The following is a 13,060-nucleotide window of genomic DNA, read 5'->3' on the forward strand; positions in this document are numbered from 1 at the left end:
AAACCCCTCATGAATTATTTACGGGGCAATCAGAAGTTCTGGTGGCTGCATAATGATTGCACTTAATACTTGAATTCAAGATATTCAAAATGACGATGTTGATAAGCATATCAATTATGCATTAAAAGCAGTCGGTACAGTTTGCCAAGCAGATCGAAGTTATCTTTTTAAATTCGCCGACGATGGTAAAACCATGAATAATACTCACGAATGGGTCAATAATGGTATACAAGCATTTAAAGAGGACTTACAGGATCTTCCAAAAAACACTCTCCCTTATTTTTTTAGTTCAATGGTTCGCACTCACTTATTCAGAGTTAATAATGTAGCGACGTTACCTATTCAGGCAATAAGTGAAAAAACAATTTTTCAACAGCAAAAAATAAAATCGGTACTTTGTATTGGTTTACGTTATGACAAAAAACTTGTTGGTTTTATTGGCTGTGATTGTGTTGTTCAAAAACGCAGTTGGACTGATTTAGACCTTATTCGCTTAAGGTTAGTAGGTGAGATGCTTGCTAATGCTTTCAAAAATTTAAATTATAAAAAAGAGCTGCAAAAAGCCCAGCAGCAACTCATTAATGCAAACCATAAACTCAATAAACAAGTCAATACGGATGGTCTTACAAACATTGCTAATAGACGCTGTTTTGATCAAACTTTAAAATGCGAAATTAAGCGCTGCGTCCGTAATAAAGAGCCTATTAGCTTAATAATGTGTGATATTGATTTTTTTAAGCGTTATAACGACAACTACGGGCATCAGCTAGGCGATGAAGTACTAAAACGAGTAGCCAAAGCGCTGCACGATCTGTGTAAACGAGAAGGTGATTTAGCAGCTCGTTTCGGTGGTGAAGAATTTGCGATAATTTTACCTGTAATCGATACAGATCATTGTCAAAGATTTGCGGCTCTGATTCAGGAAAAAATTGCAGAACTCGCAATTGAACATAACTTTTCAAGTGCCAGTAAATACCTTACTTTGAGCATTGGATTTTATAGCTTTATACCCAGTCAAAAAACAACACCTAAAGAAGTAATAACTAACGCCGACATAGCCCTCTATAACGCAAAAGAAACAGGCAGGAATAAAATAGCCCGGTTTGAGAAAGCCAACTAAGTCGGTGCGCTGCAGTGAGTTTTAGTGGTTAAAAGTCTGCTGTAGTGATAATCTATACACGCTGAAATTATAAACAATACAACCACTCAGCGTTTAATTATTATAAGGAATGTTTAAATGGATCCAGTCACACAAATTCTCGACATGATTTTTACTGTTGAGGCTTTTTTACTTGTTTTTGTTATCGTGCTTTTAAAAAGTAGCGTTAAATTTGTACCACAAAACCGCGCCTGGTTAATCGAACGGTTTGGTAAATACCAATCTACTAAAGAAGCCGGCCTTAACTTTATTATTCCATTTATTGATAGGATCTCGGCTGATCGTAGCTTAAAAGAACAAGCTCAAGATGTACCGTCGCAATCAGCTATCACTAAAGATAACATCTCACTTATAGTTGATGGCGTACTGTACTTTAGAGTACTAGACCCGTACAAAGCAACCTATGGCGTTGACGACTATACGTTTGCAGTTGTACAACTTTCGCAAACAACAATGCGTTCAGAACTCGGTAAAATGGAGCTTGATAAAACATTTGAAGAGCGTGATTTACTTAACACCAACATTGTTGCTGCTATAAATCAGGCATCTGAGCCTTGGGGTATTCAAGTACTTCGTTACGAAATTAAAGATATTGTGCCACCTAACTCTATTATGGAAGCGATGGAAGCGCAAATGAAAGCTGAGCGTGTTAAACGTGCTCAAATTTTAGAATCAGAAGGTGACCGCCAAGCAAATATCAACGTTGCTGAGGGTAAAAAGCAAGCACAAGTACTTGCTGCAGAAGCCGATAAAGCCGAGCAAATTTTACGCGCTGAGGGTGAAGCAACTGCAATTACAACTGTTGCTGAAGCACAAGCTAATGCACTTATTAAAATAGGTGAAGCTGCAGATACAGAGCAAGGCCAAAAAGCAATTCAGTTAGACTTAGCAACTAAAGCAATTGCAGCTAAAGAAGCTATTGCTCGTGAATCATCAATTGTATTACTGCCAGACAACGCGACAGATGCAAGCTCAATGGTTGCGCAAGGTATGGCAATTATTAATAGTTTAAATAAAAAGAATTTGGGTTAATAACTAAATAAAGAGGTTTGTATGGATTTTATTACGCAAAATTTACCGCAAACACTTATGGTACTTGGTATTGTTGCTTTAATAATAGAAGTAGCTGTACTTGGCCTTTCTACATTTATTTTGTTGTTTTTTGGATTATCGTTATTCCTCACAGGATTATTAATGAGTTTTGGTATTTTACCCGACTCATTAACCACCGCCCTTTGGAGTAATGCAATTGTAACAGCAGGTTTGGCCGTTGTACTTTGGAAACCATTAAAACAAATGCAAAATCGCGTAGATAAAAAGCAAGTAAATAGTGATTTTGCTGAACTTACTTTTGTACTTACTAGCGATGTAACAGAACAAGGTTTAACTACACATCAATATTCAGGTATTAGCTGGAAGCTTAAAAGTGAGCAACCAATTAGCGCCGGTACTGAGGTTTTAGTAACCAAAAAAGAAGTGGGTGTTATGTGGGTTACGCCTAAAAGCTAATCATCACTTTAAAAACAAACACTGTAAATTGTAAGTTACAGTAAAACGGGCGGTTCAAACTGCCCGTTTTTTATGCCTGATATTTTAAATACAGCGCCTTGTTCGCTAACAGTATTATTAATCGCTTCATCAAATGCCGATGTCACAAGTAACCATTCAGCATTTTCACCTCCAAATGCGGTGCATGTCGGTTTTATTGCACAAAGCTTTATTGTTTTAATTAGCTCACCGCCTGGAGATAAGCATATAACACACCCCATTCCCCACACAGCTAGCCACAAATTACCTAATTGGTCGGTTACGCAGCCATCGGGATCAACATCAGTATTATTAAATTGATAAAAAACACGTGGCTCAGAGCAAGGTTCGCCAGTTTGCTCATCCAAATCTAATACATAAATACAACTCGTTAAAGAGTCGCAGTAATAGCCACGTAAACGTGCCTTATCAAAACACAATCCATTTGGAATACTCAAGTCACTTACAACGGCTTTAAGCTGGCGTTTATAATAACGGTATATTTTACCATCACCTTTTTTAGCATTTACATCCATTGTACTAAACCAAAAACCACCCCATGGATCGGCGCGGCCATCGTTTGAACGCCTGTTTAACAGTGTATTTTCAATATTGAGGATAAGATGGCGAGTGTTTGAATTAATATGATATTTATATAAACCAGTACTTGTACAGAGTAACAAGTGCTGCTCATCAATCCACGCTATTGCACTGAGCGTATCAGGCATATTAACTATTTTTAGTTGGCTTTCGTTGTGTGTCTTTTTACTTAAAAGTAGTTTTTTATTTATGTCGACCCAAAAAAAAGTATTCAGCATAGGGTGCCAAAGAGGACTTTCTGCAAGCTGATTCTGTGTGCTTTCAAAAATGGTTACGCTAGGATCAAACATAAATAATTATTCTTTATTATTAACAAAGCCTTGTAACCCAAACCTTACCAGAAAACTGTTGATATCGCGATGTGTACCTGGCTTTAATTTATCAACATGCCCTAGTGACTGCTAAATCAATATTATTGCACCACCGGCTAATTTTAAAGTTCGCCGTACCACTAAAAAGTTTGAAATACTCAATAGTGGTTACAACATGGGAATTGATGCTGCTAAAGCCTTTTTAGCTAAATAGTGGTATTCTTTACTCTAATAATTGCGGTGCTTTACCCGCAATAACTGCCGTTAGTAAACCCGCTAACATGCCCCCCACAGCGGTGCATATTGCACCGCCTAAAATACCATAAACACCTATAAAGCATATCAGTGCTAAACCAAATAACGGCGCACTTAAAAGTATTTTGGTTGGTATTGCGAGTGTGTTCTTTCGTATGTTGATCATCATTAATAATAAACTCACCATCGCAATTATAATTAGTAGCTCGTTCATATGGGTTGTACCTCAACTTGTAATTTTTGTGTGTTTTTTATTTTTAAGGCAACAAATAGACACGCAACACCCACCACCATAAAGCTTATATCTACTACCGCAACAAGCGAACTATTAAAGTTAACAACATTGCTCACTCCAAATATAATGTTAAGCGGCAGCACTACAGCAAGCGAAGCGCCGCATAATAAAAGAGTCAGCTTAAAATAGTTTTTATAATCCATAGGCAATGCACTTAAAAGTAACCATCCCAACCAGGTATAAAAAAATACAGGACCAAAAAAGCTATTTTGCGCCACACCAACAACGGTGTAATTAAGTACAACTTGCAAAGGAAATAACACAAAGCTTGCTAATACCAAGCCTCCACAACTGCCAATAATAAAACGATTCCAGCGTGTATATGCCTGCATGCTAAGCGATGGGCTACTGCCACGCGTACGCTTTGTGAGCCACATCATCATGCCCGAAATAGGTAAAAGCGCAGTACATAAGCCAAGTAATACCCAAAGCAGTTTTACAAACACTCCTGCAAAGTTCCCAAAGTGCAGCGGAAACATCAACTCAATTACTTTTATCGAAACACCTGAAATATCACCAAAACTACTCATCGACTGCACAAACTCACCATTACCCTGATAATGCAGTAACTGAGAAACAACAGCCTCGCCACCTAACAAACGCAAATATACCTGCGCATTCGCATCGTTATGCGCCATTATAGTTACATCTCTAATTATTGCTTCAGGGTAACGGCTATGAGCATGCTCTAAAATAGTGTCTATTTTTGTAGGTTGCTTAATGTGGCTAACTACAGGCTCAGGAATGGCGGTAAACGTTTCTATTAACTTATCTTGATCGCCACCAAAGCTCACAAACGCTGCTGCTGGTAGTAAAATAATGGTCGCGAGCCCTAAAAATGATCCTGTAAAACCAATCACAATGTTAAATACGCTGCCCCAAATACCTATAACCTTATGAGCATCGCTTACTGCAATATCTAACCCTTTATCTCGCCTAAACGTAAAGAGCTCTTTTATCAATTTGCGATGAATAAACAAGCCTGTCACTGCACTTACTAAAAGCGTTAAACCTAAAAACCCAGTGAGTATTAACCCAATTGGTCGTCCTAAATGCAAATCTGCATGAAACTCACCTATATAGGTTGGCGCATCCGTTTTTTTATTGGCGTAAAACTCTTTACTAGGTCCATAATAGGTATTTTCCAGTGCCAATGTATTAGGATGAAATTGAAATACTCTGGCCACCTCTTGGTCGTAATTTTCATCGCCATGGTGAGATTCAAATACCAACGTTAATAAATGAAAGTTATGCCCGCTTGGTAAAAACACATGAATGTTTTCGCCAAATTCACTAGGTACTTGTTTATGGTATTCATTTACTAGTCGATTAATTTGCGCGCTGGCAACGTGTTGGCTAGATTGTAGTTCTGGATTTGCCCATATTTTTAACTCAGGTCGCGACAGCACCGCTAATGCCCCACTAAATGCGACGATAAATAGCAGCACAGCAGTAATAATTCCTACCCAGCTATGTAATAAAAATAGCTTCTTTAAAGTAATCGACTTCATCCCTGCCCCTGCGTTAACGCCCAAAAACTCAATAAACCATGTGATACACACAATGCAATCATCACTACAAAAGGTTGCCATACTTTTTGCGCCAAATACGCATAAATAAACAACGCAGTCCAAATAACAGGAAAAAGTAAAATAGGCAGTAATATTTGTTCATTCATTTTAAACGGTAAATAGGTTGTCATACCCGGAATCATTATTACCGCAGTAACTAGCGCTAATACACACGCAATTAAGTGCCTTCGGCGTGTAGCTGTAAACGTTTTTTTATTATTCATTATTCGCTCATTAAATTTGTCCAAACATATACAAAACAGCACATGCAAATGATAACAATTGCCATTATATTGTGCATTTAATGCTTAATGCAATTTATTAAACAAATTAAGTCTAAAAACACTGTTGGTTTGCCTTAAGAGCTTTTATGCTACGCCTCGCAATTTAGGTACGCAGTAATGCGTCATTTCAGTTAAGTCGAGTTTGGTTTTTAATTTTTCAGGAAGCAGTAAACCGTGGATATAATTAACGCGATTATTTTAGGTATTATTGAAGGTATAACAGAATTTTTACCCATATCATCAACTGGGCACTTAATTGTAGCGTCAAAGTGGTTAGGCATTGAATCAACAGACGCTAACCTCGCCTTCGAAGTAATTATCCAACTTGCCGCCATTTTAGCGGTACTAGCCAACTATAAAGACAAGTTCAGCCCTAAACATTTTAATTTATGGGTTAAAGTTGCCATTGCATTTATTCCCTTGGGTATTATTGGCTTTATATTTAGCGATGTAATAAAAACACTGTTTAGCGTACCAATAGTAGGTGTTATGTTTATTGTAGGCGGTGTGATTTTTTTACTATTAGAGCGCAGTTATAAAGAGGCTCACTGCACAACTACCGATGTAACCCAAGTTACTTATAAACAAGCTCTTTGGATTGGCGTAGCACAAGTATTTGCGTTAATTCCAGGGACTAGTCGTGCTGGGAGCTCTATTGTTGGTGCCATGTTATGTGGCTTAAATCGAAAAGCCAGCGCTGAATTTTCATTTTTACTTGGTTTACCTGTACTTGCAGCAGCCTCAGGGTACGACTTACTTAAACATTACCAACTGTTTAGCTTAGATGACCTAACTGCCCTTGCTGTGGGTTTTATTACCTCTTTTGTTGTTGCCTATTTTACTATTAAACTGTTTATTCGATTTTTAGAAAACTTCACTTTTGTAAGTTTTGGTATTTATCGTATTGTATTTGGTGTTATTTTATTAACCCTAGCTTACATTTAAAATTCGAGGAAAATCATGAGCGAAAAAATAAACGAAGAAGCACTCCACGCACTTAAAATAGCCTTTACGTATATGCCTAAAGCTATTGAAGTTACAAAGTACGAATATGGTGAACGCTACCAAACAGTGCTTGATCACATAGAAGCTGTACGCGAAACATTGCTTATTAACGATGTAGATCCAGAAGAAGTGGGCGGCGATATCAACCCGCAATATACCCCAAATTCAACGTATTAAAAGTATACCGCTGAGTATTACATGCTCGGCGGTATATACTACTTATTAATAAACCACCAACTTAGTTCATAAAAACATATGGTTATAAATTTAAATACATATCAATTTTAGTTATTACTTATTAAAACTGCTAAACTGAATTTTAAACTAATAACAACGCCTTAACTGGCTTATATATTATATATATTGAACAAAAGCTTACGGGGTGTTTTCTTTTGAATTTTTTACGACGTTTTCACGATATAGTTTCGAATCAATCGCTTGATTTTGAAAGTAAAATTAATAAGCTCTTAGTGTTTGGGTTAGAAGTGTTTGACCTAGAGCTAGGTATTATTAGTAAAGTTGATGAAAACAGCTATACCGTTTTACATGCCATAACCCCCGACAACTCACTTTTGCCCGGTACCGTGTTTGAATTACAAGGCACCTATTGCGTACATACGCTCGCTGCAGGCTCTGCACTTGCCTTTCATAAAGCATCTCAAAGCGCAATTGCAAACCACCCCTGTTATATCAATTTTCAGTTAGAGTCTTATATTGGTGCGCCAATAAAAATTGGCGAAAAAATATTTGGTACCGTTAACTTTTCATCTGCAAAAGACTCCCTCGCTTTTAATGATGACGCATACGACTACATAGAACTTCTTGCACAATGGCTAGGCTCAGAATTTGCTCGCGCCCAAACTAAAGAACAACTAATAAAAAATAGTAATACACTACTAAAGTTAGAAAGCGTTGCAAATATAGGCACTTGGGAAGTTGATCTAATCTCCGATAAAATTACCTGGAGTGAACAAACCTACCTCATATATGAAGTGGGTGAACAATTTCAACCGCAAATGAATTCTGCAATCGAGTTTTATAAAGAAGGTCCAAGTCGTGAAGGCATAACACGCGCGGTAGAATTAGCCATAGAAAAAGGCAAAAAATGGAATCTAGAACTAGAAGTAGTAACCGCTAAAAATAAACATCTATGGGTAGCTACTTTTGGTGAGGCCGAATTTGATGAAGGCCGATGTGTCCGATTATTTGGCACTTGCCAAGATGTAACCGAATCAGTAATGCTCCGAGAAGAGCTTAAACAAAAACAAGCCCAAGCCGAGCGCTTACTTGAAGACAGAAGCATGCTATTTGCTAAAATCAGCCACGAATTAAGAACCCCTCTTAATGGCATTACAGGTATGCTAACCACATTAGTTGATGAACACAGTGAAGAAGTTCGCGCTGAAAAAATTAAAATAGGCCTTAGAAGCGCCGATATTTTACTTAGTATTATTAACGAAGTGCTCGATTTTTCTAAAATTAATCATGGTGAGCTAAAGCTAGAACCTACTGACTTTTTATTAAAAACAATTTTTACCGATTTAACGTCTTTGTATACACCTCTATTTAAAAATACGCATGTAACGCTGCAAGTAAATAATACAATTGATGATAACTGCTGGGCGTTTAGCGATAACACACGCCTTAGCCAGATTGCTTCTAACTTACTGAGTAATGCACTTAAATTTACTGAAAATGGTTCAGTTACACTAAACACCAGCCTTTCTAAAGTAAAAGCTAAGCTAATTTTAAATATTGAAGTGTCTGATACTGGCCGAGGAATGAGTAAAGGCTTTTTAGAATCACTGTTTTCTCCTTTTTCTCAAGAAATCGACGCTAAAAACTCAAAAGGTGGCACAGGCCTTGGGCTTGCAATAGTAAAAGAGCTTGTTGAATATATGGGCGGTACAATAAAGGTAAACAGTACACCTAATAAAGGCACTTCGTTTTTAGTAAATATTCCTATTGAACAAGGGACAGAACAAAAACAAGAAAGCCTCAAATCAACGTTAGATATCAATGGCAGTGAATTATCAGTGCTTGTAGTCGATGATAACGACATTAATAGGTTGGTACTTCATGCCTCTTTAGGCAAACTTAATATTAAAGCAGACTCAGCAGTAGATGGCCAAGATGCTGTATTAAAATGTCGCCAAAAGCATTATGACCTTATTTTTATGGACTGCATAATGCCCATACTCGATGGATTTGAGGCAACAAAGCAACTTAGATCAGAAAAAATCTGCTCGCATGAAGAAACCTACATAGTGGCCATAACTGCTAATACTTCATCGCAAGACAAACTTGCCTGCAAACAAGCCGGTATGGATATGTTTATATCAAAACCGTTTAAACTACCCATACTTGAAAAGGCAGTTATTAACGCGCTTGAGCATACAGCTAAAGTTAGCTAACCTTTATAGCTAACTGATTGGTTAAATAAGGATATAAAATGAAAAACATAATTAGAACTATATTACTAACAGTGCTTATTGTTGCAATATTTAAAGGCGTTTCAACTGACCAGTGGGATTCATCAATAACCGTTGTAATCGTATCGGGTATTTTGTTTTTAGTTACGTTCATAAGTGCTAAGTCATCACGCGGTTCATCAGCTTATACTGGGAGTGACTCTTCAGTTTATTCTAGTAGCAACTCATCTCATTCTCATACAGATTGCGGCGGTGGTGATTCTGGTGGTGGATGCGATTAAATTGCATACTAATTTTTGAGAATAAAAAAAGCCGCCTTTGGAGAAGGGCGGCTTGGGTTAACAAACAGCTATGGGTGTAGCCTTGCTGTTATATCAAGAGAGTTTTTACTAAATTTTTTATTAAATAATGTTAAGCAGCGCTTTGATCAGCGTCTTCAGAGTGACGAATTAAATAATCAAATGCGCCTAAGCTTGCCGTTGCACCACTGCCCATTGCAATAATAATTTGTTTAAACGGAGTATTGGTTGCATCCCCCGCGCCATAAATGCCTGGTAATGACGTCGCGCCTTTAGCATCTATCAGTATTTCACCAAATTTGCTTAATTCAAGATCGCTGTCTTTTAACCATTCTGTATTAGGTATCAAACCTATTTGTACAAATATACCGTCAAGTTCAAGCTCTTTGCTCTCTCCCGACACTCTATCTGTGTACATTAAGCCAGTTACTTTTTTACCATTGCCTAATACTTCAGTTGTTTGTGCACTTTTGATAATCGTAATATTGGCCATGCTTTTAGCTTTACGAATAAGTACTTCATCTGCACGTAATGTGTCTGCAAATTCAAGTACTGTAACGCTTTGTACAATATTGGCTAAATCAATTGCCGCTTCTATACCTGAATTACCACCGCCAATTACGGCAACAGGTTTACCCTTAAATAAAGGACCGTCGCAATGTGGGCAATACGCCACACCATGGCCGCGATATTCTTGCTCGCCGGGTACGTTCATTTCGCGCCAGCGTGCGCCAGTGGCAAGTACGAGCGACTTAGCTTTAAGTACGGCGCCATTCTCTAGTGTAATTTCGTAGCCATTGTTATAACCAAGTGCTGCTGCGCGCTGATTATGCATTACATCCACGTCGTATTCTTTAACGTGCTCTTCTAGCTGGGCAACCAATTTTGGCCCTTCAGTGGCTTTAATTGAAATAAAGTTCTCTATGGCTAATGTGTCGGCCACTTGTCCGCCAAATCGGTCGGCCACAATACCGGTATTTAACCCTTTTCGTGCTGAATAAATAGCAGCCGATGCGCCCGCAGGCCCACCACCAATTACAAGTACATCAAATTTGTCTTTTTTACTTAGCGACTCAGCTTGGCGCTGCGCACCTTTGCTATCTACTTTATTAAGTATGTCGGTAAGACTCAGTGCACCTTGGCTAAATGGTTCGCCATTTAAATACACAGCCGGTACAGCTAAAATATTTCGCTCTTCTACCTCACTTTGAAATAATGCGCCATCAATCATGGTCGCTTTAATATTACTGTTTGTTGCTGCCATAGTATTAAGTGCTTGCACTACTTGCGGGCACGTTTGGCAACTTAAGCTTATATATACTTCAAAGTTGAGTTCTTGAGTAAGCGATTGTATTTGCTTAATGTCTTCACTTTTGGCTTTACTTGCGTGTCCGCCAGTATGTAAAAGCGCTAACACTAAACTTGTAAATTCGTGCCCCATAGGTACGCCTGCAAACGTAATATGAGTGTTTTTACTGGGTGAATGTACAACCATTGACGGGCGACGTGCGCTTGTATCAGGGTTGTTTATTACCGTAAATTTATCGCTCAGTGAAGCTAAATCGTTCGCTAAGCTTTCTACTTCTGCTGATTTTTTGCTGTCATCCAAGGCAATAAGCAGCTCAACAGGTTGAGTAAGCGATTCAAAATGGCTTTTTAATTGATTTTTTATGTTGTTATCTAACATGGCTTAACCCTTTTAGGAAAATTTAAACAGCAAGCCTCCCATGCCAAATAATGCATGTGCTTAAACAAGTATTTTGATATAGGAGGCACCAACAAACGGATGTTCGTTGATTTAAGGGCAGTTACCTGCCCTTATAGTAGGAATAAATCTATACTTAGATTTTACCCACTAGGTCTAATGAAGGTGCAAGTGTGTCTTCACCTGGCTGCCAAGATGCAGGGCAAACTTCACCATCGTGAGTTGCAATGTATTGTGCAGCTTGTACTTTACGAACAAGTTCTTTAGCGCTACGGCCAATACCTAAGTCGTGAGTTTCGATAATTTTAATTTCGCCTTCTGGGTTCATTACAAATGTACCGCGAAGTGCTAAACCTTCTTCTTCAATCATTACGCCAAAACTGCGTGTAATGCGGCCTGTTGGGTCGCCAATCATTGGGTAAGTAATTTTACCGATTGTGTCTGACGTGTCGTGCCATGCTTTGTGAGTAAAATGAGTATCGGTAGATACTGAATAAACTTCTACGCCCATTTCTTGTAATTGTGCGTAATAATCTGCCATGTCGCCAAGTTCAGTTGGGCATACAAACGTAAAATCAGCTGGGTAAAAGAAGAAGATTGACCATTTACCTAGAACATCTTTTTCAGACAATTCTACAAAGTCACCGTTGTGGTAAGCGGTTGCATTGAATGGTTGTAATTTTGTGTTGATTAATGAAGTGCTCATGGTATTTCCTCATCTATGTTTAATGTGTTTAAAAAGTAATCAACGCTTTCGTTTTAAACGACCTTTTGCGTTGGCTTGATTAGTACTATAAGGCTAATGGGTAATTAAATAAAATTGATTGTTTAGATTAAAGTAATCTGTTTTTTAGATTGTAAGTAATATCCATAAACATGGGGGAAAACAAAAAGCCAGCCAACTGTTTGGTTTATATCCAACAAGCTAAAAATAGCCAATAAACGCAGGTAATTTAGATACGTTTATGGCGTACTTACAGCAACATACCTGTACAATTATTTAAAACGCGAGGTACAATTTAACTGTATCAATCAATTGTTAAGCTAAGTATCTTAAACAGGGATTAATTATGACTCCTAAAAAACGCCGAGTATTACAGGCTGTCTTATATGAATTTTTTGCCATTGCCTTTGTTGGCCCTATTATCAGCTTTATTTTTGACAAATCAGCCTCTTCAGCAATCGGTTTAGCCATTGTTTTATCAAGTATTGCACTTGGCTGGAATTATGTATTTAACGCTTTATTTGAACGCTGGGAAGCAAAGCAAGCTGAGCGAGGGCGCACTTTAGGCAGGCGTCTATTGCACGGCATTGGTTTTGAAGGTGGGTTGGTATTATTACTAATCCCTGTAATGTCGTTGTGGTTAAATATATCAGCCCTAAATGCATTAATAGCAAACCTTGGCCTGTTTGCGTTTTTCTTTATCTATGCAATTATTTTTACATGGGCGTTTGACCGCGTTTTTGGCCTACCAGAATCCGCCAAAAGCGATAAAACAACGCAGTAAAACATCTTTTAATTAAGCCTCTTTAAGATAACACCGATCAGTTAAGGTATTTTTGATCGGTTGACCGATCTTTTGGTTGCTTCACAATACCCTTATCATCTTTTGATTA

13 protein-coding genes and 2 pseudogenes are annotated in these 13,060 nt (G+C 38.0%); 9 read left to right on the plus strand and 6 right to left on the minus strand.

What is annotated here, in order from left to right; translation table 11 throughout:
• Nucleotides 1–61 precede the first annotated feature (61 nt).
• The 3 genes and pseudogenes from GQR55_RS18445 to GQR55_RS18455 form a co-directional block, all read left to right on the plus strand.
• A pseudogene (locus tag GQR55_RS18445) lies at nt 62–1,120 on the plus strand (diguanylate cyclase); the annotation flags it as partial.
• Between the two features lie 117 nt (nt 1,121–1,237).
• A complete protein-coding gene (locus GQR55_RS18450) occupies nt 1,238–2,191 on the plus strand; it encodes a slipin family protein (RefSeq protein ID WP_166421766.1) in 954 nt (317 codons plus the stop codon).
• Nucleotides 2,192–2,212: 21 nt separating this feature from the next.
• Nucleotides 2,213–2,668 (plus strand): NfeD family protein, encoded by a 456-nt coding sequence (locus GQR55_RS18455; RefSeq protein ID WP_166421767.1) that lies wholly within the window; start codon nt 2,213–2,215, stop codon nt 2,666–2,668.
• Between the two features lie 35 nt (nt 2,669–2,703).
• Here the strand turns inward: GQR55_RS18455 and GQR55_RS18460 are convergent, their stop codons facing one another.
• Nucleotides 2,704–3,576, minus strand: a complete 873-nt coding sequence (locus GQR55_RS18460; RefSeq protein WP_166421768.1) for an SMP-30/gluconolactonase/LRE family protein — start codon at nt 3,574–3,576, stop codon at nt 2,704–2,706.
• Between the two features lie 100 nt (nt 3,577–3,676).
• On the opposite strand from GQR55_RS18460, the pseudogene GQR55_RS20265 reads away from it, so the two are divergent.
• A pseudogene (locus GQR55_RS20265) lies at nt 3,677–3,811 on the plus strand (DUF6363 domain-containing protein); the annotation flags it as partial.
• A 9-nt stretch (nt 3,812–3,820) separates the two neighbouring features.
• Here GQR55_RS20265 and GQR55_RS18470 read toward each other — a convergent pair.
• From GQR55_RS18470 to GQR55_RS18480, 3 genes are read right to left on the minus strand one after another with little or no spacing between them, the layout of a single operon-like run.
• Entirely contained in the window at nt 3,821–4,066 is a 246-nt protein-coding gene (locus tag GQR55_RS18470) for a hypothetical protein (protein ID WP_166421769.1), read from the minus strand.
• Nucleotides 4,063–5,658, minus strand: coding sequence for a PepSY-associated TM helix domain-containing protein (locus GQR55_RS18475; protein ID WP_206012144.1), 1,596 nt, complete (start codon nt 5,656–5,658; stop codon nt 4,063–4,065). The genes GQR55_RS18470 and GQR55_RS18475 overlap by 4 nt, the downstream gene beginning before the upstream one ends.
• On the minus strand, nt 5,655–5,942 hold the full coding sequence (locus tag GQR55_RS18480; RefSeq protein ID WP_166421770.1) for a hypothetical protein: 288 nt from the start codon (nt 5,940–5,942) through the stop codon (nt 5,655–5,657). Before GQR55_RS18480 ends, GQR55_RS18475 begins: the two co-directional genes overlap by 4 nt.
• A gap of 234 nt (nt 5,943–6,176) precedes the next feature.
• On the opposite strand from GQR55_RS18480, the gene GQR55_RS18485 reads away from it, so the two are divergent.
• The 4 genes from GQR55_RS18485 to GQR55_RS18500 all read left to right on the plus strand — a co-directional run bounded on the left by GQR55_RS18485 (nt 6,177) and on the right by GQR55_RS18500 (nt 9,720).
• A complete protein-coding gene (locus GQR55_RS18485) occupies nt 6,177–6,947 on the plus strand; it encodes an undecaprenyl-diphosphate phosphatase (RefSeq protein WP_166421771.1) in 771 nt (256 codons plus the stop codon).
• A 15-nt stretch (nt 6,948–6,962) separates the two neighbouring features.
• Nucleotides 6,963–7,184 carry a penicillin-binding protein gene (locus GQR55_RS18490; protein WP_165729518.1) on the plus strand — a complete coding sequence of 74 codons (222 nt, stop codon included), beginning with the start codon at nt 6,963–6,965 and terminating at the stop codon, nt 7,182–7,184.
• Nucleotides 7,185–7,399: 215 nt separating this feature from the next.
• Nucleotides 7,400–9,421, plus strand: coding sequence for an ATP-binding protein (locus GQR55_RS18495; RefSeq protein WP_166421772.1), 2,022 nt, complete (start codon nt 7,400–7,402; stop codon nt 9,419–9,421).
• Between the two features lie 38 nt (nt 9,422–9,459).
• Nucleotides 9,460–9,720 (plus strand): hypothetical protein, encoded by a 261-nt coding sequence (locus tag GQR55_RS18500; protein WP_166421773.1) that lies wholly within the window; start codon nt 9,460–9,462, stop codon nt 9,718–9,720.
• Between the two features lie 130 nt (nt 9,721–9,850).
• On the opposite strand, the gene ahpF is transcribed toward GQR55_RS18500, so the two are convergent.
• Both ahpF and ahpC read right to left on the minus strand, forming a co-directional pair.
• Complete coding sequence (gene ahpF / locus GQR55_RS18505) at nt 9,851–11,425, minus strand: alkyl hydroperoxide reductase subunit F (protein WP_166421774.1); 1,575 nt, start codon at nt 11,423–11,425, stop codon at nt 9,851–9,853.
• 154 nt (nt 11,426–11,579) lie between these two features.
• On the minus strand, nt 11,580–12,149 hold the full coding sequence (ahpC, locus tag GQR55_RS18510) for an alkyl hydroperoxide reductase subunit C (protein ID WP_011329895.1): 570 nt from the start codon (nt 12,147–12,149) through the stop codon (nt 11,580–11,582).
• 364 nt (nt 12,150–12,513) lie between these two features.
• Between ahpC and GQR55_RS18515 the strand changes: the two genes are divergently transcribed.
• Nucleotides 12,514–12,951 carry a PACE efflux transporter gene (locus GQR55_RS18515; RefSeq protein WP_166421775.1) on the plus strand — a complete coding sequence of 146 codons (438 nt, stop codon included), beginning with the start codon at nt 12,514–12,516 and terminating at the stop codon, nt 12,949–12,951.
• The last annotated feature ends 109 nt before the right edge of the window (nt 12,952–13,060 follow it).

The sequence above is a fragment of the Pseudoalteromonas sp. Z1A8 genome, assembly GCF_011378855.1.
In the GTDB taxonomy this organism is placed as follows: domain Bacteria; phylum Pseudomonadota; class Gammaproteobacteria; order Enterobacterales; family Alteromonadaceae; genus Pseudoalteromonas.